At 66.1% G+C, this 25,837-nt stretch carries 24 protein-coding genes and 1 pseudogene; 11 read left to right on the top strand and 14 right to left on the bottom strand.

Annotated elements, in window-relative coordinates; genetic code table 11:
* Positions 1-147: 147 nt before the first annotated feature.
* The 7 genes from ACFQB0_RS04430 to ACFQB0_RS04400 all read right to left on the bottom strand — a co-directional run bounded on the left by ACFQB0_RS04430 (position 148) and on the right by ACFQB0_RS04400 (position 6,210).
* A complete protein-coding gene (locus tag ACFQB0_RS04430) occupies positions 148-828 on the bottom strand; it encodes a response regulator transcription factor (protein WP_386728068.1) in 681 nt (226 codons plus the stop codon).
* 22 nt (positions 829-850) lie between these two features.
* Positions 851-2,296 carry a sensor histidine kinase gene (locus ACFQB0_RS04425; protein WP_386728066.1) on the bottom strand — a complete coding sequence of 482 codons (1,446 nt, stop codon included), beginning with the start codon at positions 2,294-2,296 and terminating at the stop codon, positions 851-853.
* Entirely contained in the window at positions 2,286-2,441 is a 156-nt protein-coding gene (locus ACFQB0_RS04420) for a multicopper oxidase domain-containing protein (protein ID WP_386728063.1), read from the bottom strand. Before ACFQB0_RS04420 ends, ACFQB0_RS04425 begins: the two co-directional genes overlap by 11 nt.
* A 74-nt stretch (positions 2,442-2,515) precedes the next feature.
* The gene (locus ACFQB0_RS04415; RefSeq protein ID WP_386728060.1) at positions 2,516-3,988 is read right to left on the bottom strand and encodes an amidohydrolase; all 1,473 of its coding nucleotides are present in this window, start codon (positions 3,986-3,988) and stop codon (positions 2,516-2,518) included.
* On the bottom strand, positions 3,985-4,617 hold the full coding sequence (locus tag ACFQB0_RS04410) for an FMN-binding negative transcriptional regulator (RefSeq protein WP_386728058.1): 633 nt from the start codon (positions 4,615-4,617) through the stop codon (positions 3,985-3,987). Before ACFQB0_RS04410 ends, ACFQB0_RS04415 begins: the two co-directional genes overlap by 4 nt.
* A 42-nt stretch (positions 4,618-4,659) precedes the next feature.
* Positions 4,660-5,679, bottom strand: a complete 1,020-nt coding sequence (locus ACFQB0_RS04405) for an Fpg/Nei family DNA glycosylase (protein ID WP_386728055.1) — start codon at positions 5,677-5,679, stop codon at positions 4,660-4,662.
* A gap of 9 nt (positions 5,680-5,688) precedes the next feature.
* Positions 5,689-6,210 carry a ribose-5-phosphate isomerase gene (locus ACFQB0_RS04400; RefSeq protein ID WP_386728053.1) on the bottom strand — a complete coding sequence of 174 codons (522 nt, stop codon included), beginning with the start codon at positions 6,208-6,210 and terminating at the stop codon, positions 5,689-5,691.
* A gap of 98 nt (positions 6,211-6,308) precedes the next feature.
* Here ACFQB0_RS04400 and ACFQB0_RS04395 point away from each other — a divergent pair, with 98 nt between their 5' ends.
* Positions 6,309-7,796 (top strand): SDR family NAD(P)-dependent oxidoreductase, encoded by a 1,488-nt coding sequence (locus ACFQB0_RS04395; protein WP_386728050.1) that lies wholly within the window; start codon positions 6,309-6,311, stop codon positions 7,794-7,796.
* A 50-nt stretch (positions 7,797-7,846) separates the two neighbouring features.
* Here ACFQB0_RS04395 and ACFQB0_RS04390 read toward each other — a convergent pair whose 3' ends face one another.
* Positions 7,847-8,926, bottom strand: a complete 1,080-nt coding sequence (locus tag ACFQB0_RS04390) for an arsenic resistance protein (protein WP_386728047.1) — start codon at positions 8,924-8,926, stop codon at positions 7,847-7,849.
* The gene (locus ACFQB0_RS04385) at positions 8,920-10,047 is read right to left on the bottom strand and encodes an NAD(P)/FAD-dependent oxidoreductase (RefSeq protein WP_386728045.1); all 1,128 of its coding nucleotides are present in this window, start codon (positions 10,045-10,047) and stop codon (positions 8,920-8,922) included. Before ACFQB0_RS04385 ends, ACFQB0_RS04390 begins: the two co-directional genes overlap by 7 nt.
* Positions 10,048-10,283: 236 nt before the next feature.
* Here ACFQB0_RS04385 and pepN point away from each other — a divergent pair, with 236 nt between their 5' ends.
* The 8 genes from pepN to ACFQB0_RS04345 all read left to right on the top strand — a co-directional run bounded on the left by pepN (position 10,284) and on the right by ACFQB0_RS04345 (position 19,923).
* Entirely contained in the window at positions 10,284-12,839 is a 2,556-nt protein-coding gene (gene pepN / locus ACFQB0_RS04380; protein ID WP_386728042.1) for an aminopeptidase N, read from the top strand.
* Positions 12,840-12,921: 82 nt separating this feature from the next.
* Positions 12,922-13,833 (top strand): ABC transporter ATP-binding protein, encoded by a 912-nt coding sequence (locus ACFQB0_RS04375; protein WP_386728040.1) that lies wholly within the window; start codon positions 12,922-12,924, stop codon positions 13,831-13,833.
* Positions 13,830-14,666, top strand: coding sequence for an ABC transporter permease (locus ACFQB0_RS04370; protein WP_386728037.1), 837 nt, complete (start codon positions 13,830-13,832; stop codon positions 14,664-14,666). The genes ACFQB0_RS04375 and ACFQB0_RS04370 overlap by 4 nt, the downstream gene beginning before the upstream one ends.
* Before the next feature lie 10 nt (positions 14,667-14,676).
* The gene (locus ACFQB0_RS04365; protein ID WP_386728034.1) at positions 14,677-15,984 is read left to right on the top strand and encodes a sensor histidine kinase; all 1,308 of its coding nucleotides are present in this window, start codon (positions 14,677-14,679) and stop codon (positions 15,982-15,984) included.
* Complete coding sequence (locus tag ACFQB0_RS04360; RefSeq protein WP_386728031.1) at positions 15,981-16,664, top strand: response regulator; 684 nt, start codon at positions 15,981-15,983, stop codon at positions 16,662-16,664. The genes ACFQB0_RS04365 and ACFQB0_RS04360 overlap by 4 nt, the downstream gene beginning before the upstream one ends.
* Positions 16,665-16,721: 57 nt before the next feature.
* Positions 16,722-17,750, top strand: a complete 1,029-nt coding sequence (locus ACFQB0_RS04355; protein WP_386728028.1) for a mechanosensitive ion channel family protein — start codon at positions 16,722-16,724, stop codon at positions 17,748-17,750.
* Positions 17,751-18,206: a globin gene (locus ACFQB0_RS04350; RefSeq protein ID WP_386728025.1), complete on the top strand. Its 456-nt coding sequence runs from the start codon at positions 17,751-17,753 to the stop codon at positions 18,204-18,206.
* A 46-nt stretch (positions 18,207-18,252) separates the two neighbouring features.
* Positions 18,253-19,923 (top strand): FAD-binding dehydrogenase, encoded by a 1,671-nt coding sequence (locus ACFQB0_RS04345; RefSeq protein ID WP_386728023.1) that lies wholly within the window; start codon positions 18,253-18,255, stop codon positions 19,921-19,923.
* Positions 19,924-19,950: 27 nt separating this feature from the next.
* Here the strand turns inward: ACFQB0_RS04345 and ACFQB0_RS04340 are convergent, their stop codons facing one another.
* Positions 19,951-20,628: a hypothetical protein gene (locus ACFQB0_RS04340; RefSeq protein ID WP_386728020.1), complete on the bottom strand. Its 678-nt coding sequence runs from the start codon at positions 20,626-20,628 to the stop codon at positions 19,951-19,953.
* Between the two features lie 81 nt (positions 20,629-20,709).
* On the opposite strand from ACFQB0_RS04340, the gene ACFQB0_RS04335 reads away from it, so the two are divergent.
* Positions 20,710-21,585, top strand: coding sequence for an acyl-CoA thioesterase (locus ACFQB0_RS04335; RefSeq protein ID WP_386728019.1), 876 nt, complete (start codon positions 20,710-20,712; stop codon positions 21,583-21,585).
* Between the two features lie 268 nt (positions 21,586-21,853).
* On the opposite strand, the pseudogene ACFQB0_RS04330 reads toward ACFQB0_RS04335, so the two are convergent.
* A pseudogene (locus ACFQB0_RS04330) lies at positions 21,854-21,964 on the bottom strand (AAA family ATPase); the annotation flags it as partial.
* Between the two features lie 21 nt (positions 21,965-21,985).
* Positions 21,986-22,822, bottom strand: coding sequence for an arginase family protein (locus ACFQB0_RS04325; RefSeq protein ID WP_386728016.1), 837 nt, complete (start codon positions 22,820-22,822; stop codon positions 21,986-21,988).
* A gap of 69 nt (positions 22,823-22,891) precedes the next feature.
* Between ACFQB0_RS04325 and ACFQB0_RS04320 the strand changes: the two genes are divergently transcribed.
* Positions 22,892-23,398: an Lrp/AsnC family transcriptional regulator gene (locus tag ACFQB0_RS04320; protein ID WP_386728014.1), complete on the top strand. Its 507-nt coding sequence runs from the start codon at positions 22,892-22,894 to the stop codon at positions 23,396-23,398.
* Positions 23,399-23,649: 251 nt separating this feature from the next.
* Here ACFQB0_RS04320 and ACFQB0_RS04315 read toward each other — a convergent pair whose 3' ends face one another.
* Both ACFQB0_RS04315 and ettA read right to left on the bottom strand, forming a co-directional pair.
* Complete coding sequence (locus ACFQB0_RS04315) at positions 23,650-24,129, bottom strand: acyl-CoA thioesterase (RefSeq protein WP_386728011.1); 480 nt, start codon at positions 24,127-24,129, stop codon at positions 23,650-23,652.
* 21 nt (positions 24,130-24,150) lie between these two features.
* The gene (gene ettA, locus ACFQB0_RS04310) at positions 24,151-25,833 is read right to left on the bottom strand and encodes an energy-dependent translational throttle protein EttA (protein WP_386728009.1); all 1,683 of its coding nucleotides are present in this window, start codon (positions 25,831-25,833) and stop codon (positions 24,151-24,153) included.
* Positions 25,834-25,837 lie beyond the last annotated feature (4 nt).

The raw sequence follows: 25,837 nt of genomic DNA, 5'->3' as shown, positions 1-25,837 counted from the left end.
CTGCCGTCGGTCGGCTCCATCGCATGGCTGATCTATCTACAAATCCTGCGACCTTCCACCAACTCCAATAAGAGATGAACGATCACTTACACAAAGCAGAGCGCTACTCCGGGATATCGGGGGGAACGCCTGCCGAACGCCGGTTGCTCAGTGCTGCAGGAACGCGAGCACGGCGAGCACACGCCGGTGATCGGATCCTGAGTCCTCGAGCTGGAGCTTCTGGAAGATCGAGGTGACGTTCTTCTCCACCGCTCCCACGCCGATCACGAGGCGCTGGGCGATACCCGTGTTCGTGCGACCCTCGGCCATGAGCTCGAGCACCTCGCGCTCGCGCGGCGTGAGCGCGGCGAGCGGATCGACCCGGCGGGCGAGCAGCTCGCGCACCACCTGCGGGTCGAGCACCGTTCCGCCGCTGCTGACACGGGCCACGGCATCCTGCAGCTCTTCGAGGGATGCGACGCGGTCCTTGAGCAGATAGCCCATTCCGCCCTCCCCCGACGAGAGCAGCTCGTGCGCGTAGGTTCCCTCGACGTACTGACTGAGCAGCAGGATGCCGATCCCCGGCAGCCTGCGCCGCAGCTCGAGCGCGGCCCGCACGCCCTCGTCGCGGAACGACGGCGGCATGCGCACGTCGAGCACTGCAAGATCCGGTCGCACCTCATCGACCTCGGCGAGCAGGGAGTCGGCGTCGCCATAGGCCGCGACGGTAGTGAAACCGGCCTCGTCGAAGAGCCGCACGAGCCCCTCACGCAGCAGCATCGAGTCTTCGGCCAGCACGAGCCGCAGTTGCCGGACTGACGGCGCGGCGGAGTCCGAGGGGGTGATCACCCCCTCAGACTATGACCGTCGATCACGGTCGCGCAGAAGGACTCGCGATAGTGCCCGTGAGGTAGCCGCTCACCGGGATGTGCGCCCCGATCGTCGTCGGACCGCCGGCCGGGCTGTCGAGCGAGAGGACACCCCGCAGGCCGTGCACCCGCTCGTTCAGCCCGCTGAGTCCATGGCCACCGCGCAGCACGGCGCCGCCCACGCCGTTGTCGATGACCCAGACGTCGAGCCAGCTCTCGTCGCGCCCAGGCCCACGCCGCAGAGCGACATGCAGGCGGATGTCGCTGGCGCCCGAGTGCTTCGCGGCGTTCGTCAGCAGTTCCGCCGCGACGAAGTAGGCACTCCGCTCGATCTCCGACGGCAGGCGCACATCCGGGTCGAGGCGCAGTTCGAGCCGCACCGGGATGATACTGCGCGCGGCCAGAGACTCGAGTCCGGTGACGAGACCACGATCCTGCAGGATAGGCGGCGCGAAGCCACGCGAGAGAGCCCGGAGTTCCTCGAGAGTGTCTCGCGCCTGCTCACGTGCCTCTGCGAGCATCGTCTTCGCGGCATCCGGATCGCTGTCGAGCTTGCGTTCTGCGCTCGCGAGATCCATCTGCAACCGCACGAGCCGCTGCTGCGGCCCGTCATGGATGTCTCGTTCGAGGCGGCGCAGCGACTGGTCCTCGGCGATGAGGGCCGCACCCCGTGATGCGCTGAGGTCCGCGACCTCCTGGGTGAGTGCTTCGGAACGCCAGGTAGCCAGCATCCCCTTGGCCACGCCGTAGTGCAGCATCGTGAAGACCCGGGTGATGAACGGGAGCGTCACCAGGAACAGCAGGCCGACCAGGAGCTGAAAGACGTTCTCGCCGAGGATCGGGTCGATGCCCCAGGTGTCGCCCGGGAACAGGAAGTCGAGAACGACCTGGTGCGGCCAGAACTCCCTGTCCCCCCTGTTGGGCAGGAAGAGCATCCACGTCCACGATGTCCCGATCGACAGCCACACCACGGTGACCGTCCAGCTCAGCACGCTGATGACCGGTGCGACGACCATGCCGTGCAAGAGATAGAGCCAGCAGTGGCCGTTGACGAACGGTCCGAGCACCCCGCGCACGAATCCGACCGCACGGTCGGGCGGCTCCCACTGCGGAGGGGTGATCGCTGGGCGGCCCGCCCAGCGGAGCCGTTCGAGTTCGAACGCGCCGAAACCACGGGCCAGGTACAGCGCGGCGACCAAGACCAAGAAACCGACGACGAGCGCTATCGTGCCAACGCCGGTGAAGAACACTGCGCTGAGCACCGACAGCGAGACGACCGCCATCGGCAGACCGAGCAGCAGGAACCCGAGCTCCTGCGGCACGCGAACCCACAGAGAGCCGTAGCCCCGCCTCCTAGCCGGCGCGACGTGCTCGGTGACGGTCGTCACGATGGTGCTCGCTTCCTGTTCGCGGGTGTCGGGATCGGTGGTTGCGGATTCAGTGGTCATGGTGTGCTCCTGACATTGTGACCTGTTGGCCGGGTCTCACGACGACGAACTGCCCCATCATTCCGTCGTCCTCCTGCCAGAGCAGGTGACAGCGATACAGGGATTGTCCGTGTCGGCGTAGTCGCTGAGCAGGTTTCCGAAGCATGGTTCCAGCTTCGCAAGACCCGGCTGGGCTCCCCAGCCGATGCACAACCCAATGCGTCGGGGGGATATCCCCCGCTAGAGGGCGTTATGGGTGAATCGTCCTGCGAGGAGGGTCGCGGCAACGGGCATCCGTCGCAGTTCTTCCACAGACGCCATGGTCGGGTCGGTCTCGACCGCGACGAGGTCGGCGACCTCTCCCGCTGCGACGGTCCCCCGGGTGGAGGCGGCGAGCGCGGTCGGCCTCGAGAGCGCCTGCTCCGGATGCCACGGCTCGCGCCCGTCCCGGGTGCGCCCGACCGCGGCAGCGATGGTGACCCACGGGTCGAGGGGCGCGACCGGCGCGTCCGAGCCGAGCACGAGACTGGCACCGCTCGCCTCAAGATCTGCGAGCATGAATGCGCGATCCGTGCGACCGCTCCAATACCGCTCGGCGACGTCCCGGTCGTCCAGGGCGTGTTCGGGTTGCACGCTCGCCGTCACACCGAGGGCCGCGAACCGTCTCAGGTCGTGCTCGGTGAGAAGCTGAGCATGCTCGATGCTCCCCGCACAGCCCACCTCCGCGAAGGCGTCAAGCGCGAGCGCATTGGCGTGATCGCCGATGGCGTGGACCGCCGGGCGGATCCCCGCCGTCGCCGCGCGCCTCATGAGCGGCACGAGCTCGCTCGGCGGAACCGTGAGCAATCCGAAAGCCTCGTCTGAGCCTTCGAGGCCCGGATACGGGTCGAAGCAGTAGGCGGTGCGTGTGTTGAGGGAACCGTCGATGATGACCTTGTACGGACCGACGGTCAGCATTCCGTGCGTTTCGCCGATGAGCTCCCCGCTGCGCAGCCCCTCGGCGATCGCCCGGTCGAGGTGCTGCGTGTACACACCGAATTCGACGCGCAGGAGGTCGTTGCCGGCTGCGATGCGCCGCCGCCACTCCCCGAGGTTCCAGGACATCTCGAGCTCGACGATTCCGACAACGCCGCGAGCGGCTGCGGCGCGCGCGGCGTCGGCGACCCAGGCATCCATCGTCGAGGTCGGCACGTTCTCCAGGCTCCTGACGACGGCGAAGCAGTCGTCCTCGCGCAGCAACCCGCTCGGGTGGTCGGCATGGCCATGCGCAGCGAGCGCCGCGGAGTTGAGCCACACGCTATGCAGGTCGCCGCTCACGAGCACGACGGGAACGGGACCGCTCACCGCGTCGAGGACGCCACGGCTCGGCGCGTCCGGCCAGAGCCCGTCGCGGAACCCGAAACCGACGACCTCGTCACCCCCGCCGCGGAGGCGCTCGCCCACGAGCGCGGCGGCCCCGGCCGCGGATTCGGCCCTGGCGACGTCGAGACGCCGCGCGGTCTGCGCCCACTGGGTGAAGTGCACGTGGTTGTCCCAGAGCCCGGGAACGAGCCAGCGCCCGCCGAGATCGACCGCCCGCCCCGAGAAGGATCCTTCGCTCGCCGGCGAGATCCTGGCGATGCGGCCGGCCGAGATCGTCACGTCGACGGCATCCGGGGAGCCCGAAAGGCGAGCCCGGCGAAGCAGGAGCTCGCCGCTGTCGTCGCCGGTCACAACGCCTCGCCCCTCGCCCGGCGCATCTCCCTCGCGAGCTCGGGGCTCGCATAGTGAGCGCCGTGCTCGAGTTCGTGGATGATGCGATCCACTGTCTCGGCCGGCCTGTTCTGGCTCATCTTGTTCTTGGCGGTGAACCGGTCGACACGCAGGCGGAATCCAACCGTCCCCGACACGATCCTCGCGGCGTACGCCGCGTTCTCCTCTGTTCCGTTCATGCGTCTCGGCACGGGCAGCCGGTCCTCGAAGTGGTCCACGAGTCTCTCGAGCACCCGCAGGTTCTCGGCATCCGGCAGCAGTTCCGGAATGCCGTAGAGATGCGCGGCCACGAAGTTCCACGTGGGAACGGCCGGGTTTGCGTCGTACCACCCGGGAGAGATGTAGCCGTGCGGCCCCTGGATCACCACCATCATCTCGTGGCGGCCGAGCTCATGCAGCCGCTCGTCGGGCCTGCCGACATGGCTGAGCAGCACGATGCCGTCGGCCTCCTCATCGAGGATCACCGGGTAGTGCGAGGCCACGAGCTCGCCGTCGTCGGTATGGCTCACCATGATGGCCCACGGGTTCTCGCGGATGACGCGCTTGACGCCGTCCTCGCTCGCGAGGGTGAAGCTCGGATTCTGGCGCATTTCTTCTTCCTCGGTCGGTGACTCTGCCCGGACGCGGCTGGATCAGGCCTGGCAGCTGGGGCACCAGTACAGCTTGCGAGCGCCCATCTCCTCGAGAGTGATGTGCGTGCCGCAGACGCGGCACGGAAGTCCCTCGCGTTTGTACACCCAGTGGCGGTCGGCGCGGCTGGCCATCGCCTTGACGTAATCGTCTCCCTCGAGGCCGTCCATCGTCATCATCTGCCCGGTCGCGACGCCGATGCGCAAGAGGTGCGCCCAATCTGTCCACAGAGCGCGCACGGCGTCGTCGGTGAGGAGTCTGCCGGGCGTGTGCGGGTTGAGGCGGGCCCGAAACAGCATCTCAGCCCGGTAGACGTTCCCGATGCCGCTCACCACCGTCTGGTCCATGAGGAGGAGCCCGATCGGAGTCGGCTTCTTGCGCACGACCGTGGTGAAGCGGTCCTCCGCGGCGGGACCGTCGTCGAGGATCGGGTCCGGCCCGAGCTTCGCGATGATCGCCTCGATCTGGGCAGGCTCGAGCACCTCGCACGCTGTCGGGCCGCGCAGGTCCGCGCAGACCGTGTCGGTGAGAAGTCTCGCCCGCACCTGGCCGACGGGCTCGGGCGGGAACGCCATGAGCTCATCAGTCTCCCTCTCGGATTCTGCCATCCGCACTCTGGTGCGACGGGGAGCTCCGATGCTGTGCAGGGAGTTCTCCCCCGCGTTGTCGAGGATCGCCCCATGCTCGATGGCCTCGTCGACTCCCGTGTTCTCGACGACTGTGCCGCGCTGGTTCGTCTGCCCCATGCGGCCGTTCGCCGAGGCGATCGTGGCATCCATCAGGATGTCGCCGGCGAAGTCCCACGCTCCGTACATGCCGAGATGTACACGCAGCCACAACTCGTTGTCGAACTCGAGGAACATCTGCTTGCCGACGGCCTTCGCATCGATCATGGTGCGGCCGTCGAGCCGGGCGGCACCCGCGGCGAACCGGCCCTGCGGACTGGAAAGGCGAACCTCGTGCCCCACATAGTTGCGAATGAACTGGCGGGTGATGCGGTGAACGGAATGACCCTCTGGCACGTGTCGCTCCTAGCCGTCGTGAGCGCGGCGCGGCGAGCCTGCCGATGCATCGACGCCTTTGCCCGCGATGTCTCCCGTGGTCTCGTACTCTGCGATCTGGGCGATGCGCCGCGCGTGACGCTCGTCGCCCGAGAACGGCTCGGCGATGAAGGCGTCGATGAACGACGTCGCGTCCTCGATGGTGTGCTCCCTGGCCCCGATCGAGATCACATTGGCGTCGTTGTGCTCGCGGGCGAGCTTCGCCGTGCTGAGGTTCCAGACGAGCGCGGCACGGATGCCGACGACCTTGTTGGCCGCTATCTGCTCGCCGTTGCCCGAACCGCCGAAGACGACTCCGAGTGCTTCGAGGCCGGCGTCCTGGTCGTCGGCGACTCCGAGCGCGGCATTGACGCAGAACGCCGGATAGTCGTCGAGCGCGTCATACTCGCGCGGACCATGGTCGACGATCTCGTGTCCCGCCGCGGTCAGGTGAGCGCGAAGGTGGTTACTGAAGTCGAGACCGGCGTGATCGGTGGCGATATGAATGCGCATTCCAGCAGTGTATTGAGTTGTCAGGCCCGGTGTCCTGGATCGACCGGAGTGCGAGCGCTCGCGCGGCCGTCGCAACATCCGCGCCGTAGACTTCTCAGGTGCCCCCGGCTCAGCACCCCGACCCCCCGACGTCAGCGACCCGAATCGATCCGCAGGATCTCGAGACCACGCTGCGCATCCTGGCGACCCTCAGCGAGCTCGACGAGACAGACCCGGATTTCGCCGCCGTGCGGCATGCGACCGCGAAGATGTTCAAGTCGGTCAAGGTCTCCCGGCGCACCGAGAAGCGTCGGGCGATCGCCGACGCCGATCGTTCCGTGATCGCGGCCACGGCCACCGGGGCTCCGACCCGGATCGACGACGAGACGCGGGGGGCAGAGCTCACCCGTAGCACGGATGCCCCGGTGGCCGGCGAACTTCTCATAGCCCGCCCCTGCTACATCTGCAAGCAGCGCTACACCCTCGTCGACGCGTTCTACCACCAGCTCTGCCCGAGCTGCGCCGCGATGAGCCATGCCAAGCGCGACGCACGCACCGACCTCACCGGCAAGCGCGCCCTGCTCACCGGCGGTCGCGCGAAGATCGGCATGTACATCGCGTTGCGCCTGCTGCGCGACGGCGCCCACACGACCATCACGACACGCTTTCCGCGGGACGCCGTGCGCAGGTTCGCCGCGATGACGGACTCCGGCGAGTGGATGCACCGGCTGCGGATCGTCGGAATCGACCTGCGCGACCCGGCTCAGGTGATCGGTCTCGCGGATTCCGTCGCCGAACAAGGTCCGCTCGACATCCTCATCAACAACGCCGCGCAGACGGTGCGCCGCTCCCCCGGCGCCTACTCGCCCCTCGTCGAGGCGGAGCGGTCGCCGCTGCCGGACGGGCCGCTGCCCGAACTCGTCACCTTCGGGCACACCAACGACGCGCATCCGCTCGCCCTCGCCGCATCGGTCGCCAGCCATCCGATCCTCGCGGCGGCCGGCGGCGGCGCCATGACCGCAGAGGACCTGACCAATCTCGCCATGTCGCACGGATCGAGTTCGCTGGATCGCTTGGCGGCCGGAACCGCGATCGACGCCGGCGGGCTCGTGCCCGACCTGCACGGGGTGAACAGCTGGACCGCGAACGTGCAGGATGTCGAACCGCTCGAGATGCTCGAGGTGCAACTCTGCAATACGACGGCGCCGTTCCTGCTGGTCAGCCGCCTCCGTGCCTCGCTGGTCGCCTCGAGCGCGCGCAGAACCTACATCGTCAACGTCTCCGCGATGGAGGGAGTCTTCACGCGCGGCTACAAGGGCCCGGGACATCCGCACACCAACATGGCGAAGGCGGCGCTCAACATGCTCACGCGCACGAGCGCGAAGGAACTGCTGAGCGATCGGATCCTGATGACGAGTGTCGACACCGGCTGGATCACCGATGAGCGCCCGCACCCGACCAAGGTTCGCCTCGCAGAGGAGGGATTCCACGCGCCGCTCGACCTCGTCGACGGTGCCGCGCGCGTCTACGACCCGATCGTGCGCGGCGAGGGCGGCGAAGACGTCCACGGCGTCTTCCTCAAGGACTACGAGCCCGCCGACTGGTAGCGGCCAAGGCCCAGGCCGGCGATCCGGGCTGCAGGCTTGGAGGCGTAGGCCTATGGACGAGGTTCGGCGAGCGATGCGACTCTCTTGCGGCGAGCCTGCCGAAGTTTCGAGGCAGGGCGGATGCGCTCACGCCTTCGGAGAAGCAACTGCGTGACAACGGTCAGGTGCGGAAACTCGACGAGCATTCCGATCACGATCGCCGCAGAGACCAGAGGCTGCCCCGGCAGAGCCACCGTGGTCACCGCGAGCATCAGCGGCGCGTTCCGCGCAGCCGTCGTCATCGTCAAGAGGGCGTGTTCCTGGTAGCCGAAATGGAACATCCGAGTCGTTCCCTCGCCAAGGAGATAGGAGAGGACGAAGAAGGCGCTGGCGGCGACCAGGATGATCGCGAACGCACCGGCATTGTTGAGAATCGTCCCGACGTTGACGGCGAAGATCAGCACGATAAGAGCCGCGATCACGAGCGGAGTCAGCCGGGCGACCACCAGGAGAAGACGGTCGAAGACGGCGGCGGGCAGTACCCGGGAGAGCACGGCCCGGCCGATCACGGCGATGAGCAGTGGAACGACGAACCACTGCAGAAGCGTCTGACCGATCACCACCGGGTCGATCTCGATGCGGGTGCGGGCGAACAACCAGAGGAACACCGGGAACAACAGCAGTTGACTGAGCATGTTGATCGGCAACAGCACCGCACCGAGCGTCGTGTTGCCGTTGGCGAGCCGGGTGAAGCCGAGGAACCAGTCCGTGCACGGCGAAACGAAGTAGATCATCGCCCCGACGAACAGCAACGGCATCCCTGACAAGAACAGGGAAGCGATCCCGAACCCGATGAGCGGGATGACGACGAAGTTCGCGAACCACGCGACGATGAGAAACCGCGGCGCCTGGAGAATCTGGGGCAGAGTGGTGAATCGAACCTCGAAGAAGAGCAGAGTGACGAGCAGGAGGACCGTCCCATCGACCCCGTACGAGGCGATGCCACCGATCGCCGGGCTGATCGCGCCGACCACCGATCCGAGGAGAATCGCGGCGAGGAACAGAGCGGTCGTGGCGAATGGGCCTCCGCCCTGCCACGAGAGCACACGACGGATGCGTGCAGGGGCGGGCTGATCGGGCGTTCTCAGCACGCGCATTCGACGCCGCAGCAACTGAGGTCGTCGGTCAGCATCCCCGCTTCCCGCCACGCTTCGAGACCGGCGCAGTCCTTGCCGAGACGTTCTCCGATGACGCGGGCGATGTGGGCGTAGCGCTGCCGGAACTTGTACACGAAACAGAACTTCAGGCCGCCATGGCGCACCGACGGGCCGCTCAGGAACAACCCGGGCGTCATTGTGGACTCGTCGTTGTCGTCCAGCAGTGGCCAGCCATCCTCGCGCCGGTCGAACAACCCGCTCACCGGCCCGAGTCCTGGACCGAACCCGGTCGCGAGGATCGGTCGCGAATCGGATGCGACCCCGCCGACGCCGCCCACCGATACCGCGAGACCTCCGCCGTGGACGGTCTTCACTCCGACGACTCGTCCAGCGCTCGACAACACAAGTCGCCCGGTCGCCTGGGCGGTGACGAGCCGCTGTCGGCTGCGTGGAGCGAGACGATACGAGGGATCCGAGCCGTCTCCAGCGTCCCAGGGATGATCCGGGTCGATGACGGTGACCTGGGCTCCTTGCTCGACGTGATGGCAGGCGATATCGATGCCGGACTCGTATCCTCCCACCACCACAAGGCGTCCGGACCGGTGAGACCAGGCGGCCGCGGTCGATGAATGATCCGTCAGTCCCCCGCCGACGAAGCGGGCTTGGCTGGGCTCGTGGAACTCACCCCCCGCCCACACCACCGTGCGCGCCTCGACCGTTCCACGGCTGGTTCGCACCGTGAAGCCGCCCGCGGATGGCACGACAGTGGTCACTTCGGTGTCCTGAAGCACCGGAACCGTGAAGTGCCGCACGACGCCGCCGAGATAGCGGGCATAGTCGCGCCCATTCGGATAGTCCAGCCCAAGCGAGAACGCCGGTGAGGTCTTGGGGTGCACGGCGTTCAGATCGGTCGCACCGAACCCGTTTCCGGTGAACGACGGCGTGAGGAACCGCTGCTCGGCTGGCCAGCGGCGAAAGGTCTCGCCGACCGTCCCGCGTTCGACGAGACCGTAGCGCAGCGTGTCGACGGCATCGAGGGCGAGGGCGATGCCGACACCGGCAGGGCCGGCCCCGACGACGAGGGTGTCGAGGACGTGCGTGGACCGACTCGTCATAAGCGATGGCCTTCTAAGCCGCACCCGCGGCAGTTATTGAGAACGAATCTCAATTATTGATCATCGCGGGCCCACTGCCTAATCGGCGGCCACGAGGTGATCCCGTGCGAACCCACGCTCGCACCTGAGCGAGCGGCACGGACATCGCCGACTAGGCTTTATCCTCGGACACGATCCAACGAGACCCCGTCTCAAGACAAGCCATAGGGTCTCAAGACAAGCCATAGGAGGCCGCGTTGCCCGGAGAGAACCTCACCCGCGTGGAAGCGAAAGAGCGCGCAGCGCTCATCAGCGTCGAAAGCTACGATGTGAGACTCGACCTCACCGCGGGGCCCGAGACCTTCCGCAGCGAGACCACCGTGACATTTCGGGCGAGGGCAGGGGCATCCACCTTCATAGACGCGATCACTCGCACCGTGCACTCGGTCACGCTCAACGGCGTCGAGCTCGACCCGGCGGTGAGCGACGGCGTGCGCATCCGGCTCGACGACCTCGCCGCCGACAACGTGCTCACGATCGTCGCCGACGCCCTCTATACGAACACCGGCGAAGGTCTGCACCGCTTCGTCGACCCCGTCGACGACGAGGTCTACCTCTATAGTCAGTTCGAGGTTCCCGATTCCCGTCGCATGTTCGCTGTCTTCGAACAACCCGACCTCAAAGCGACCTTCGCCTTCACCGTGACCGCACCGGGCCACTGGGAGGTCATCTCGAACTCTCCCACCCCCGAGCCAACGGACGCGGGCGGCGGCGCCAAGACGTGGGCGTTCGCCCCCACGCACCGCATCTCGAGCTACATCACCGCACTCGTCGCCGGTCCTTACTCCGTCGTGCGCAGCGAGCTCACGAGCCGCGACGGACGAGTCATCCCGCTCGGCGTATTCAGCCGCAAGAGCCTCTCCGAGTATCTGGACGCCGACTACATCTTCGAGAAGACCCGTCAGGGCTTCGCCTACTTCGAGGAGAAGTTCGACTACGCCTACCCGTTCGCCAAATACGACCAGCTGTTCGTTCCGGAGTTCAACGCCGGAGCGATGGAGAACGCCGGCGCTGTCACCTTCACCGAGACCTACGTCTTCCGTTCCAAGGTCACCGACGCCATCAGGGAGCGCCGTGTCGTCACGATCCTGCACGAGCTTGCGCACATGTGGTTCGGCGACCTCGTGACCATGAAATGGTGGAACGATCTCTGGCTCAACGAGTCCTTCGCCGAGTGGGCGTCGACGATCGCCACCGCGGAGGCGACCGAATGGAGGGAGGCTTGGACCACCTTTGCCGCGATGGAGAAGAGCTGGGCCTACAAGCAGGACCAGCTGCCGTCGACACACCCGATCGTCGCCACGATCAACGACCTCGAAGACGTGCAGGTGAACTTCGACGGCATCACCTACGCCAAGGGTGGATCGGTGCTGAAGCAGCTCGTCGCCTGGGTCGGCATCGACGCCTTCTTCGCCGGAGTCGCCGCCTACTTCGCGAAGAACGAGTGGGGCAACACCGAGCTCGTCGACCTGTTGAGCGAGCTCGAGGCCGCGAGTGGCCGTGATCTGACGGAGTGGTCGAAGCTGTGGCTCGAGACCGCTGGAGTGAACACGCTCCGTCCCGAGATCGAGACGGATGCCGCCGGCACGATCACCTCGTTCGCCGTGCTGCAGACCGCCGTCGCCGAGTACCCGACCATCCGTCCGCACCGCCTCGCGATCGGACTGTACTCGTTCGACACCCCGGGCAATTCTTCCGGCAAACTCGTGCGCATCCACCGCGTCGAGCTCGATGTCGACGGCGAGCGCACGGAGGTCGCCGAACTCGTCGGGCTGACCAGCCCCGACCTCGTGCTCCTCAACGACGACGACCTCGCCTACGCCAAGATCCGTCTCGACGAGTCGTCTCTCGCCGTCGCGATCGAGCACCTGGCAGCCATCGAGAGCCCGCTCGCCCGATCGCTCGTCTGGGGCTCGGTCTGGGACGCCACCCGCGATGCGGAGACAAGCGCGAACGACTTCGTCCGTCTGGTGCTCAGCAACATCGCTTCGGAGAGCGAGTCGACCACCCTTCGCACGGTGCTCGGTCAGCTCGTCCTCGCCGCCACGACATACACGGCCGAGGGTCACCGCGCACAGACGATCGCAGAGGTCGCCGACGCCCTGTGGGCACTCGCGCAGTCGGCACAGGCCGGAAGCGACGCTCAATTCCAGTTCGTCAAGTTCTTCGCCGGCGTGGCCGAGTCGTCGTCGCATCTCGACTCCGTCGTTGAGCTCCTCGACGGGACCGCGACGCTCGACGGCCTCGACATCGACACCGACCTCGGCTGGGAGCTGCTCACCGCCCTCGTCGCTGGAGGGGGTGCCGGTGAGATCGAGATCGCCACTCGGCTCGCGGAGGACAACACCGCGACGGGTCAGCAGGCCGCAGCGCAAGCACGCGCGGCGATTCCGACCGTCGAAGCCAAACAGGCCGCCTGGAGTTCCCTCGTCGACGTGGACACGGCGCCGAACACCATCGTGCGCGTCACCGCACTCGGCTTCCTGCGCGCAGCAGACGCCACGCTGCTGGAGCCGTTCGTCGACAGGTACTTCGCCATGCTGAACGACGTCTGGCGCACTCGCAGCTACTCCATCGCCGAGAAGCTCATCGTCGGGCTCTACCCCTCCCCGCTGGCCAATCCGCGGCTCGCGGAAGCCACCCGAGCCTGGCTCGAAGCGAACCCTGACACGCCGGCACTACGCCGACTCGTGACCGAGAACCTCGCAGGGGTCGATCGCGCCCTGGCCGCGCAGGCGCGCGACGCACGATAGAGAGGATCTCGTACCGCGGTACTACACCGGGCCATCCTCGCGGCCGATGCGCGCGACATCCCGGCTTCCCTAGCGTTGAAGCATGATCACCGCAGAAGGGCTCGTCAAGCGCTATGGCGCGAAGACAGCCGTCAACAACATCAGCTTCACCGTGCAGCCAGGACTGGTCACCGGCTTCCTCGGTCCCAACGGCGCCGGCAAGTCGACCACCATGCGCATGATCGTTGGCTTGGACCGGCCGAGCGCCGGGCGGGTGAACGTCAATGGCAGGCCCTACTCGGCACACAGCGCCCCGCTCCGCGAGGTGGGCGCACTCCTGGACGCCAAGGCCGTGCACACAGGTCGTAGCGCTTACAACCACCTGCTCGCGATGGCCGCTACCCACGGCATCGGCCCATCCCGGGTGCGCGAGGTCATCGAGCTCACGGGATTGCAATCCGTCGCGGGCAAGCGTGTCGGCGGGTTCTCACTCGGCATGGGGCAACGACTCGGCATCGCCGCTGCGCTGCTCGGCGATCCGGCGACCCTCATCCTCGACGAGCCCATCAACGGTCTCGACCCCGAAGGCGTGCTCTGGGTGCGTCAACTCGTGCGTACCCTCGCCGCCGAAGGACGCACCGTGCTTCTCTCCTCGCACCTGATGAGCGAGATGGCTTTGACCGCCGATCACCTCATCGTGCTCGGGCGTGGCGAGATCATCGCAGACGCCCCCGTTGCCGACATCGTCTCGGGCGCCACCCGCGCGAGCGTGCGCGTCAAGACCCCGCACGCGAGCGAACTCGCCCAGCTGCTCGCAACCCCCGATGTCGCCGTACTTCGTTCCGAGCTCGGCATCCTCGAGATCACGGGCCTCGCTGCACCGCAGATCGGCGAACTCGCCGCCCGACACGGTCTCGTGCTGCACGAGCTGACCCCGCAGAACGCGTCCCTCGAGGAGGCCTACATGGCCCTGACCCAAGACGCCGTCGAATACCGTACGGAGGCACTCCGATGAGCACCATCACCTCCGCGGTCCCCACCACCGTGCGCTCGAGAGCCCCGCTCTCAGCATTGAGCTTCGGCGGCATCCTGGGCTCGGAGTGGATCAAGCTCCGCAGCCTGCGCTCGACGGTCTGGTCCTACCTCATCACCATCGCGTTGTCACTCGGCATGGCTCCGGTCATGTTGCTCAGCGCGGTGAACGGCACGAACGACGACGCCGACACTTCGGGTGCACCCATCGAGCAAGTTCAGCTCCTGCTGCAATCGTCGACGTTCGGCATCTTCTTCGGCCAGCTCGTCGTCGCCGTGCTCGGAGTTCTCGTGATCAGCGGCGAGTACTCGACGGGGATGATCCGTTCGACTCTCACGGCCGTCCCCAGGCGGCTTCCGGCGCTCGCGGCGAAGGCCGTGGTCCTGTTCCTCGCGACGTTCGTCGTCGGAGCGACCGGCACGATCGGCGCGTTCTTCCTCTCCTCCGTGATCTTCAGACCGAACGGCGTCTCGGCGAGCCTCGTCGATCCGGCTGTCATCCTCCCCCTGCTCGGCGGAGCACTCTACCTCGCGATCGTGGCCGTGTTCGCGCTCGGAGTCGGCGCCATCCTGCGCAGCAGTGCCGGCGGGATCGCTGCGGTTCTCGGAGTCCTGCTGCTCCTGCCCGTGGTCCTGCGGATGATTCCGGCCGACTGGTCCCACGCCATGACCCCGTATCTCATCTCCAACGCAGGCGCGAACCTGTTCGCGACCACCGGTGGTCTGTCCACCTGGCAGAACCTCCTCATCGTGCTCGGCTGGATGGGGGCATCCATTGCCGGCGCGGGGATCCTCCTCAGGCAACGGGACGCGTAGAGTCCTGTCCATGATGGACGTTCCTCTCTCCCCCGGCTACCCGGCTTCGGTAGTCGGGGGAGAACTTCGTCTTCCAAAGCCCTCTGGGGTGATCCGGCAGTTCTGGACGCGGCATCCGTGGCTCACGGATTCCCTTGTCGCCGCGCTGTACTTCGTTCCGAGCTTCATCGGGAACCTCTCCCTCGGAGTCGCCGATGTCGCTCCCGTGGCACTCGCGCTGCAACTGGGCGCCATCGCCGTCACCGGTGGAGTCCTGCTCTTCCGCAGGCATCGACCTTGGCTCGTCCTCGGAGCGGTCTGGGCCTTCTTCCTCATCGTCTGCCTCTGGGGCACGATGGAGGTACTGCCCATTCTTATCGCCCTCTATGCGCTCGCCGTGTACCGCTCCACGAAGGCGGCCTGGGTTGGGCTGGGCGGCTCCGTCGTGGTGGCCACGTTCTGCGCCTACATCTCGACGTGGATCAACCGTTCCTCGCTCATCGCCCCGTCCGATGCTCCGGCGCCGACCTCCGGAGCGCAATTCGCGACCCTTATGTTCACTGCGACCCTCATGCTCACTGCGACCCTCATCGGAGTCACGGTCGGCAATAGGCGCCGATACGTGAACGCCCTGATCGGGCGTGCGCACGATCTCGCGAGGGAACGCGACCAGCAGGCCCAGCTCGCGACGGCGATCGAACGCTCGCGCATCGCCCGGGAGACGCACGACATCGTCTCGCATAGCCTGACCGTGATGGTCGCCCTCGCCGAGGGCTCGGCAGCGACCGTGGAGCGCAGCCCGGAGCGCGCGGCGGACGCCATGCGGCACGTCGCGGACACCGGACGCAGCGCCCTCGACGATATGCGCCGAATGCTCGGCGTGCTGGCTGAGCCGGTGTCCGTCCTACCAGCTCTGTCGCCCCAACCCGACTCCGCCGCGCTCCCCGAGCTGGTCGAAGGCTTTCAGGCGGCGGGGATGCCCGTGCGTCTGACGACCACCGGTGCGCCGGTCTCCGATCCGAATCTCCAGCTCACGATCTACCGAATCGTGCAAGAGGGGCTCACGAACGCCTTCCGCTATGCGGCGACGGCCGACCGGATCGACGTCTCCGTCGACCACCATGGCGACGGCGTGCGGGTAGAGGTCGTCGACGACGCGGTGTCGCCAACGACTCCGGCTCTGAAAGGCGGCGGATTCGGACTCATCGGCATGCGGGAACGCGTCGCGCTCTACCGTGGAACACTGGAAGTCGGGCCTCGACAAGGTCGCGGCTGGCGGCTCAGTGCGGTCTTGCACACCGACGACAACGCCCAGGAACGCACGGAGGGGACCACATGACAACCCCAGTTCGCCCCATCCGCGTCGCCATCGTCGATGATCAGGCTCTCGTGCGCGTCGGCTTCCGCATGGTTCTGGAGGCCGAGTCCGACTTCGACGTCGTCGGCGAGGCATCCGACGGACGTGCCGCGATCGAGCTCGTGCGCGACCATGATGTCGATGTCGTGCTCATGGACGTGCGCATGCCGGGTCTCGACGGTATCGCGGCGACCGAGGCGATCGTCGCCGTGGACGGTTCGCCGCACGTGATCGTGCTCACGACATTCGACCTCGACGAGCACGCCTTCGCGGCCCTGCGCTCCGGTGCGAGCGGATTCCTGCTCAAGGATGTGCGCCCGCAGGAGCTCATGGCCGCGATCCGCACGGTGCACGCGGGCGAAGCGGCCCTGGCCCCCCGCGTGACGCGGCGCATGATCGAGCTCTTCGCGACGGAACTCCCCTCCACGACGAGCCCACGGCCGACGGTTCACGCGAGCCTGGCCGCACTGACCCCGCGCGAACGCGAGATCCTCGTAACGATCGCGCAAGGGCTGAGCAATGCCGAGATCGCCGCACAGTTCTTCCTCTCCGAGTCGACGGTCAAGACACACGTCGGGCGCGTGCTGCAGAAGCTCGGGCTCCGGGACCGCGTACAGGCTGTCATCTTCGCCTACGAGAACAGGCTGCTGAACGCGAGCTGATCACGCACGGGACACCTTCAGCGCACGGACAGGCACCGTCGTTAGACTGGCCAGGATATGGATTGGAACGCATTCTGGGCCGGGGTCGCCGCCTTCTTCGACAACGGCAACAAGACCCCGTTAAGCGTGCTCGTCACGATCGTCATCATCGTCGCCCTCGCGTTCCTCGTGCGGTGGATCCTGCACTTCGTCATCCGGCGGATCGTCCGCCAGATCGTCAACGGCGTCAAGAAGAATCAGAACGTCGATGACACCCAGGCGCTCGTGGCATCGCCGTTGGCCGCGGTGCGGGTCGTGCAGCGCACACGCACCCTCGGTTCCGTGCTGACCAACATCGTGAACGTCACACTCTTCATCGTCGTCGTGCTCATGATCGTCAATACGATCGACTCCGGCATTCTCGGCTCCTTCGCCCTGCTCACAGCCGCCGTCGGCGCCGGCCTCGGTTTCGGCGCCCAGAACATCGTCAAAGACGCGCTCAACGGCCTGTTCATGGTCATGGAGGACCAGCTCGGCGTCGGTGACGTCGTCGACCTGGGCCCGGCAACCGGAGTCGTCGAATCTGTCGGCATCCGCATCACGCAGATCCGCGACGTCAACGGCACGCTGTGGTTCGTGCGCAATGGCGAGATCCTGCGCGTCGGCAACATGTCCCAGGGGTGGGCTCGTGTCATCATCGACCTCGCGGTGCCCTACGACACCGATGTCGACGAGGTCCAGGCGCTCATGCTCTCGACCGCAACGGAGATGGCAGGCACGGGCAAGTGGCGTTCGCGCATCCTCGAGAAGCCCGAGATCTGGGGACTCGAGTCGATCTCGGCCGAGGCGCTCGTCATTCGCATCGTCGTGAAGACCCGCACCTCCGCCAAGGACGACGTCGCCAGGGAACTGCGCACCCGGCTCAAGAAGACCCTCGATGTCTTCGGCGTCCAGCTCCCTTCGCTCAACACGATCGTGCTGAGCGGTTTCGAGGGCGCCTCGAGCATCAGGGGTGCGCGTCCCCCGCGAACCAAACCCGTCTCCGTGGTGGAGAACACCGCTCCGCGCGCGCCGCGCAAGCCGACCAAGAAGGATCCGGAGGCTTAGATGCCGTCAGCGCCCGAGCCGCCCCCCGGTCAGACGATTCCGGTACGCCTCCTGACGAGCGAGACCGCTGCCACCACCACCTCGACGTTCTACGATCAGGTCGGCGGGCGAGCGACCTTCGAGAAACTCGTCGCCGAGTTCTACCGCGGCGTCGCCGACGATCCCGTGCTGAGGCCGATGTATCCGGAGGAGGATCTCGGTCCGGCCGCCGAACGGCTCGCCCTCTTTCTCGAGCAGTACTGGGGCGGTCCCGGCACGTACAGTGAGCGGCGCGGCCACCCGCGGCTGCGCATGCGGCACCTGCCATTCCGGGTCAACCCGAATGCCCGCGACCGCTGGCTCGCGCATATGCGAAGCGCTGTGGACTCGCTCGAGCTGTCGCCGTTGCACGAGGCCACCCTGTGGGACTATCTCGAGCGCGCAGCCCACGCCATGGTCAACACCTTCGACGAGTAAGCGGAAGACCGCCTCCCACCGCACGATCGAGGAAGGAGTCGCCATCATGACGGCAGTAAAGGCATTCGGAACTGATGCAGCAGACGCGATCGTCGTCGGGGCAGGCCTCTCTGGACTCGTCACCGCCGCAGAGCTCGTCGACGCGGGCAAGCGCGTGCTGATCGTCGATCAGGAGCCGGAGGCCTCGCTCGGCGGTCAGGCGTGGTGGAGCCTCGGCGGCCTCTTCCTCATCGACTCGCCGGAGCAACGACGTATGGGCATCAGGGACTCGCTCGAGCTGGCGACACAGGATTGGTTCGGTTCGGCCGGTTTCGACCGCGACGAGGACGCCTGGCCCAGACGCTGGGCCGAGGCGTACCTGGACTTCGCGGCCGGCGAGAAGCGCGCTTGGCTGCACGAGAAGGGCGTGCGCTTCTTCCCTGTCGTCGGCTGGGCGGAACGCGGCGGCTACACCGCAAGCGGGCACGGCAATTCCGTCCCGCGCTTCCACATCGCCTGGGGAACGGGGCCGGGCATCCTGGACCCCTTCATAGCCCACATGCGCGAGGGGGTGCAGAGGGGCCTCATCATCGCGAGACACCGTCACCGTGTCGACGAACTTATCGTCGAGGACGGAGCGGTCGTCGGCGTCCGGGGGCAGGTACTGGAACGCAGCGGAGCCGGGCGAGGCGAGGCGAGCGGTCGCGAGATCGTCGGAGACTTCGAGTTCCGTGCCGGCGCAGTGGTCGTCGCGAGCGGCGGCATCGGCGGCAACCACGACCTCGTACGCAAACACTGGCCCCAGCGCCTGGGAACGCCTCCGAAGACGATGCTGTCCGGTGTTCCGGCCCACGTGGACGGGGCTATGCTCGGTGTCGCCGAGACGGCCGGGGCCCACCTCATCAACGGCGATCGAATGTGGCACTACACCGAGGGGATCACGAACTGGGCACCCGTGTGGGACAAACACGGCATCCGCATCCTGCCCGGCCCGTCGTCGCTCTGGTTCGACGCGGCGGGCAAACGCCTTCCGGTACCGTTCTTCCCCGGATTCGACACCCTCGGAACACTCGAGCACATCGTCGCGACGGGCTACGACCACAGCTGGTTCGTACTGACCCAGAAGATCATCGAGAAGGAGTTCGCTCTCTCCGGCAGCGAGCAGAATCCCGACCTCATGGGGAAGGACCTGGGGCTGCTCGCGAAACGGGTCGTCCTGGGCGCGCCGGGGCCGGTCGAGGCATTCATGCAGAAGGGCGTCGACTTTGTCGTGGCGGAGACCCTGCCCGAGTTGCTCATCGGCATGCAGCGCCTCGCCCCGGAAGTCGAGCTCGACACGGCCCGCGTCGAACGGGAGATCGTGGCCCGCGACCGCGAGATGGACAACGACTTCGCGAAGGACCTCCAGGTCACCGCGTTACGCGGCGCGCGCAACTATCGCGGCGACAAGCTGATCCGGGTCGCGAGCCCGCACAAGATCCTCGATCCCAAGGCTGGTCCGCTCATCGCGGTGAAACTGCACATCCTCACCCGCAAGAGCCTCGGCGGCGTCGAGACGAACCTCGGCAGCCAGGCGCTCGACGCGAATGGCGAGCCGATCCCGGGGCTCTACGCGGTCGGTGAGGCCAGCGGCTTCGGGGGAGGTGGCGTGCACGGCTACCGATCGCTCGAGGGAACCTTCCTGGGCGGATGTCTCTTCTCCGGTCGACAAGCCGGGCGAGCGGTGTCCGCGCTCTAGCTTTCGGGTGCTCTGCCCCGACCAGCCCTACGCGCGCAACGTCCACGGCTTGCGTCGCACCAGCACGTGCCCCCGGCGCGTCGTCAACCGCGTCCAGGGTCCCGTCTCGAACAGCGACACGACGTCGTCGGCTGCGAGGAAACCGAGGCTGAACGCCGCGAACGCCGCTCCGGCGGGAACATAGTCGAGGCCTTCCACCGGTCGGCCCCACACCTCGGAGCGCACGCGCTGCACGAGTTGCTCGCCGGTTCCTGTGGGAATGCTCGCGGCGATCTCCTCGATCCCGTTCCTGGCCGCGGACTCCAGCGTCGCGGCATCCGTCGACCCCTGAGCATGCCAGCCGCCGCGCGGCGGCGAGATCCCCGCCCAGGTGACGGTGCTCACCTCGTGCGGAAGCGAGACGACGACAACGCCGACATCCGACTGCGGTTGTGACTCGACGCGGGCAAGGCGGTCCAGCAGCGAACGGCTCGGAACCACGGCGTCGAACGCTGCGGCATCGGCGAGGGCGAAGGTGCGTAGCCCCAGCACGGTCGGGCTTTCGTCGAGCAGGCCGCGCGGATAGAGGATCGCCGTGTAGGCGGCGAGCACTCCCGACCCTGCGATCAGTCGCACCGAGCCGTCCTCGACTCGGCCGGCACGGGAAAGATAGGTTTGGAGGTCGCCGACGGCGAGGCGGTCCACGAGAGAAAATGACTGGCTCATCTGCTGTCTAAACTACCTAAAGGAAGCGGTGGATTCCTACCGTTCTGACCCCCACTCCGGGCGCTTCACGATGGAGGCAGCATGAACGGGCCGATCGACGGGTTGCTGAGCACCCTGAGCCTCACCGACACAGGCGCACGCACGAGTGAGGACATCTTCACCGGTCCGTCGCAGTGGATGCCGCTCGGCCGGGTCTTCGGAGGGCAAGTGCTCGCGCAGTCGCTCACGGCGGCGATGAGGACGGTACCGGACGAACGCACGGTGCATTCGATGCACGGGTACTTCCTGCGTCCGGGTGACGTGAACCACCCCATCACCTTCTCGGTGGATCGCATCCACGACGGCCGCTCGTTCTCGACACGACGCACTCAGGCCTACCAGAACGGCCTGCCGATCCTCTCGATGATCGCCTCGTTCCAGGATGAAGACGAGGGTCTCGAACATCAGATCGAGATGCCGGCCGAGCTACCCGATCCGGAATCGCTGCCGACCACAGCCGATGTGCTTGGCCACGTCGAACACGATGTAGCGCGGTATTGGTCCGCCGAGCGGGCCTTCGACGTACGACACATGCCGTCACCGATCTACCTTCGTGTCGACGGCGATCACACAGCCCACCAGGCGGTGTGGATGCGGGCGATCGGCCGTCTGCCCGACGATGAGAACCTACACAGGGCCGCTCTCGCCTACGCAAGCGACTACTCCATTCTCGAGCCGGCCATGCGTCGCCACGGCATCGCCTGGTCGAGTCGGGGTCTCAAAGTCGCGAGCCTGGACCACGCGATGTGGTGGCACCGTTTCGGACGCGTCGACGAGTGGCTGTTGTACGTGCAGGACTCGCCGAGTTCCTCCGGAGGTCGTGGACTCTCCCGGGGCAGCATCTTCTCGCGCGAGGGAGCGCTGCTCGCGACGGTCGCCCAGGAGGGCATGATCCGGATGCCGAGGACCGACGCATAGCGACTGCCCACCGCTCATCTCGGCGGCGACCGCTTTCCCGATCGGGAGTGCTCTGAGCGGCTTCCGGTCGATGGAACCGATCACGTTAGTGCTGTCGCTTGGAACGAGTTCCGCGACGAGCTCAGCCCAGCTTGGGCGGCTGCGGGTGTGAACGTCACTTCGAAGACCAAGCCATGATCGATCCTTCCCTCGGGTATCGGCGAATCCGCAGGGACGAACCTGTGGAGTTTGACGCTTTCTGGCGGTGTTCTGTGATCGTTATGTGTCGCTAATTGCCGATGACAAGGATGCTGGCAGCAGCCTCGATGACGTCGTCGGTGATGATGTCGATCTGGTTGATTCTGAGTACCCGTTTGATTTGGGGGAAGAGTCGTTCGAGGAACTCCGCCAGGAGGGACCCTCAGGTCCGTGGGTCCTTGTGTTCGATGCTTTGGATCAGTGCTTCGAGCGCGCCGGTGATGAGCTGTGCGTCCTGGCGAGAACTGGACTGGTTCAGAACACTCGATTCGAGTTCTCCGATCTCCAGGCCGACGACCTCGCTTTGAGCGAGGACCTGAGCGCACGCTTGTAGTTGCGCGAGCGTCATGCCGTTGGCAATGCTGTAATCGGTGGGCACGATGCCCGGGTCCAGGACGTCGCAATCGATATGCACGTAAACGGGCCGCCCGGCCACGGCCCGGCGAAGCTCCTCTGCCATGCCGGGGCCGACGCGAACGAGTTCGACGCGGCCTTCCTCGAGGAGTTGGAGCTCGAATGGGTCGATGTCGCGCACTCCGACAAGGATGGTGTTGTTGTCAGAGAGTCCTTCTCCGAGACCGGAGGCCCAGAGCCCGAGAGGCCCGGAGAGAGCAAGGCCGCCGAGGTAGCCAGTCTCCGTGGAGTCGGGCGTGTTTAGGTCGGCGTGGGCATCTAACCAGACCACGACGGCATCCGGGCGATGGCGTGCGACGACTGGCAAAGTGGCGAGAGCGACGGCGCAACGACTGATAGCGGCGACTGGAGTCACCCGGTTGCCGAGCTGCGCGTCGTAGTGCAAGGCCATACTTTGCAGCGCGGGGCCAGCCTCCGCTAACTCCGCGACCCAATCCATCGGGCTCGACGGGCTCGGCTCACCAATCACTATGGGTTGTAGTCCGAGGCGCTCACCCAGCACCGCTGCCAGCACGGGTGACGCAGCCATCGCGCGGTCATTGTGATCGCCGGCACGTCCGGCGAAATGGGTCAACGTAGTCGTCACTGTGGGGTTCCCTCGTTGCTGAGTATGACTTCCTGCGGGTTGCAGTGACAACAACGCTAGGAACTGGCAATGTGGTCGTACAACAAGCGATGTGCTGTTCTTTTGGAACTTATCAAACAGTTTGCTGAGCCAGATTGGGCCTATTGCATGATTGATGACCTTGACCGTCGACTCATCTCACTCCTTCGAACGCAATCGAGGATGCCGGTCGCGGCGTTAGCCCGGGAACTGAGCGTTAATCGGTCGACAGTCGCGGCGCGGATCGAGAGCTTGACGACCTCGGGCGTGATCGAAGCGTTCACGATCCGACTCAGTGACGAAATTGATCGCGATGCGATTGGAGCCCTCACCCTGATCACCAGCGCTCCGAATCGTGGACAGGACGTCGTCAGGGCTGTACGAGGTTTTCCTGAGGTTGAGCGTTTGCACTCGACGCTTGGCACCTGGGACCTGGCTGCTCAGCTGCGCACATCCTCATTGACTGAATTCGATGCCGTCCTTGAGCGCATCAGAGCTGTACCTGGTGTCACGAACACCGACACCATCTTGCTCATGAATTCCCTTACTGGTCATTGAGATGTCAGGTGAGCGATCGGCTTGCGTCGAGTGACCTCGCCACAAAGCAATGACAGAACCCCGCCAGTAAGCGATCAACCTCACAGACGAACCTGAGCCCCTGGGCGCCTCCACCGAAAACGATCCCTTTCGAGACATCAAGAGACTCGGTTCCCACGCGCATCATCAGTGCACCCGTCAGGGTCTCGCCGATCGAACCTGTGGTGTACGCGTTGCCTGTGTTGAAGGTGCCGATGAAGCTCGGTCTTCGTTCAGCCCCGTTTGGCGAACTGCACCGGCTCGTCGATGTAGGGCGTCCAGGCCTCGCGCTCCTCGTCGTTGATGCGGCGGGGTCGCTCGGTGACGGCGTCGACGAGCACGATGGTCGTGCTCGCACGCGAATACAGGATCTCCGGTTCGACTCCGGCGGGGCTTCGGACCTCGTAGCAGACCTCGAGGCTCGCACCACCGAGGCGGCCGAGCCACAACTGCACGTCGAGAGGCTGGCGCTGATAGGGAATCGGTGCGAGGTATTCGATTTCCTGGCGGGCGATGAGAGTGAGCGTGGCCGCTCCCGGTCTCCCGTCGAGGACGGCGGTGCTCGCACCGACGGCGCTCTCCCCCGCATCCTCGGCCACCCAGAACGCCTGGATGCGCGCCTCTTCGAGGAGCCGCAGCATCTCGGCGTTGTTGACGTGACCGTAGGCGTCGAGATCCGACCAGCGCAGTCGGATCGGCACATGCAGCCTCATCGGGACATCTCCAGGCTCGGGCTAGTCGCGGGTGAGCTTGCGATAGGCGGAACGATGCGGCTTGGCGGCGTCAGGACCGAGTCGTTCGATCTTGTTCTCCTCGTAGGACTCGAAGTTGCCCTCGAACCAGTACCAGTTGGCCGGATCGTCCTCGGTGCCTTCATAGGCGAGGATGTGCGTGGCGATCCGGTCGAGGAACCACCGGTCGTGGGTGATCACCACGGCGCAGCCGGGGAACTCGAGCAATGCGTTCTCGAGGCTGGAGAGGGTCTCGACGTCGAGGTCGTTGGTCGGCTCGTCGAGCAGCAGCAGGTTGCCGCCCTGTTTGAGAGTGAGCGCGAGATTGAGACGGTTGCGCTCACCGCCCGAGAGCACACCGGCCTTCTTCTGCTGGTCCGGCCCCTTGAACCCGAACTGGGACACGTAGGCACGCGAGGGGATCTCGGTCTTGCCGACAACGATGTAGTCGAGGCCGTCGGAGACCACCTCCCACAGGTTCTTGTTAGGGTCGATGCCACCACGGCTCTGGTCGACGTAGGAGATGTCGACGGTCTCTCCGACCTTGAGCTCTCCTCCGTCGAGGGGTTCGAGGCCGACGATGGTCTTGAACAGCGTGGTCTTGCCCACTCCGTTGGGACCGATGATGCCGACGATGCCGTTCCTGGGCAGCGTGAAGCTCAGGTCTTCGATCAGGATGCGCTCGCCGAAGCCTTTCTTGAGTCTCTCGGCGTCGATGACCTGGGAGCCGAGGCGCGGTCCGACCGGGATCACGATCTCCTCGAAGTCGAGCTTTCTCGTGCGCTCGGCCTCGGTGACCATCTCCTCGTAGCGCGCGAGGCGAGCCTTCGACTTCGCCTGGCGGCCTTTGGCGTTGCTGCGCACCCAGTCGAGTTCTTCTGAGAGTCGTTTGGCGAGCTTCGCGTCCTTCTTGCCCTGCACCGCGAGGCGCTCGCGCTTCTTCTCGAGGTAGGTCGAGTAGTTGCCCTCATAGGGATAGAGACGTCCGCGGTCCACTTCGGCGATCCACTCGGCCACGTGATCGAGGAAGTACCGGTCGTGGGTGACGGCGAGGACGGCGCCGTGATACTTGCCCAGGTGCTGCTCAAGCCAGAGCACGCTCTCGGCGTCGAGGTGGTTGGTCGGCTCGTCGAGCAGAAGAAGATCGGGCTTCTGCAGCAGGAGCTTGCAGAGCGCGACACGGCGTTTCTCGCCACCGGACAACACGCTGACCTCGGAGTCGCCCGGCGGACAGCGCAGCGCGTCCATAGCCTGTTCGAGCTGCGAATCGAGATCCCAGGCATCGGCGTGGTCGATCTCTTCCTGCAGCACCCCCATCTCCGCGAGCAGGGTGTCGAAGTCGGCATCGGGCTCGGCCATGGCGGCGGAGATCTCGTTGAAGCGATCGAGCTTCGCCCTGACCTCGCCGACGCCCTCCTGCACGTTCTCGAGAACCGTCTTGGACTCGTCGAGCACCGGCTCCTGCATGAGGATGCCCACCGTATAGCCCGGCGAGAGCTTGGCCTCTCCGTTGCTCGGGGTGTCGAGGCCCGCCATGATCTTGAGGATGGTCGACTTTCCGGCGCCGTTCGGCCCGACGACGCCGATCTTGGCACCGGGCAGGAACGCCATGGTGACGTCGTCGAGGATGAGCTTGTCGCCCACGGCCTTGCGGGCGCGGACCATCGAGTAAATATATTCGGCCATATCG

The organism is Luethyella okanaganae, from assembly GCF_042660285.1.
In the GTDB taxonomy this organism is placed as follows: Bacteria; Actinomycetota; Actinomycetes; order Actinomycetales; family Microbacteriaceae; genus Luethyella; species Luethyella okanaganae.
This window is presented reverse-complemented; position numbering and strand designations above follow the sequence as displayed.

Bases quoted from the DNA above. Each gene is read 5' to 3' on its own strand.
- ACFQB0_RS04425 (WP_386728066.1), bottom strand. From the start codon at position 2,296: ATGACCACTGAATCCGCAACCACCGATCCCGACACCCGCGAACAGGAA.
- ACFQB0_RS04420 (WP_386728063.1), bottom strand. From the start codon at position 2,441: ATGCTTCGGAAACCTGCTCAGCGACTACGCCGACACGGACAATCCCTG.
- ACFQB0_RS04410 (WP_386728058.1), bottom strand. From the start codon at position 4,617: ATGCGCCAGAATCCGAGCTTCACCCTCGCGAGCGAGGACGGCGTCAAG.
- ACFQB0_RS04400 (WP_386728053.1), bottom strand. From the start codon at position 6,210: ATGCGCATTCATATCGCCACCGATCACGCCGGTCTCGACTTCAGTAAC.
- ACFQB0_RS04385 (WP_386728045.1), bottom strand. From the start codon at position 10,047: ATGACGAGTCGGTCCACGCACGTCCTCGACACCCTCGTCGTCGGGGCC.
- ACFQB0_RS04375 (WP_386728040.1), top strand. From the start codon at position 12,922: ATGATCACCGCAGAAGGGCTCGTCAAGCGCTATGGCGCGAAGACAGCC.
- ACFQB0_RS04370 (WP_386728037.1), top strand. From the start codon at position 13,830: ATGAGCACCATCACCTCCGCGGTCCCCACCACCGTGCGCTCGAGAGCC.
- ACFQB0_RS04365 (WP_386728034.1), top strand. From the start codon at position 14,677: ATGATGGACGTTCCTCTCTCCCCCGGCTACCCGGCTTCGGTAGTCGGG.
- ACFQB0_RS04360 (WP_386728031.1), top strand. From the start codon at position 15,981: ATGACAACCCCAGTTCGCCCCATCCGCGTCGCCATCGTCGATGATCAG.
- ACFQB0_RS04355 (WP_386728028.1), top strand. From the start codon at position 16,722: ATGGATTGGAACGCATTCTGGGCCGGGGTCGCCGCCTTCTTCGACAAC.
- ACFQB0_RS04350 (WP_386728025.1), top strand. From the start codon at position 17,751: ATGCCGTCAGCGCCCGAGCCGCCCCCCGGTCAGACGATTCCGGTACGC.
- ACFQB0_RS04345 (WP_386728023.1), top strand. From the start codon at position 18,253: ATGACGGCAGTAAAGGCATTCGGAACTGATGCAGCAGACGCGATCGTC.
- ACFQB0_RS04340 (WP_386728020.1), bottom strand. From the start codon at position 20,628: ATGAGCCAGTCATTTTCTCTCGTGGACCGCCTCGCCGTCGGCGACCTC.
- ACFQB0_RS04335 (WP_386728019.1), top strand. From the start codon at position 20,710: ATGAACGGGCCGATCGACGGGTTGCTGAGCACCCTGAGCCTCACCGAC.
- ACFQB0_RS04320 (WP_386728014.1), top strand. From the start codon at position 22,892: ATGTGGTCGTACAACAAGCGATGTGCTGTTCTTTTGGAACTTATCAAA.
- ACFQB0_RS04315 (WP_386728011.1), bottom strand. From the start codon at position 24,129: ATGAGGCTGCATGTGCCGATCCGACTGCGCTGGTCGGATCTCGACGCC.
- ettA (WP_386728009.1), bottom strand. From the start codon at position 25,833: ATGGCCGAATATATTTACTCGATGGTCCGCGCCCGCAAGGCCGTGGGC.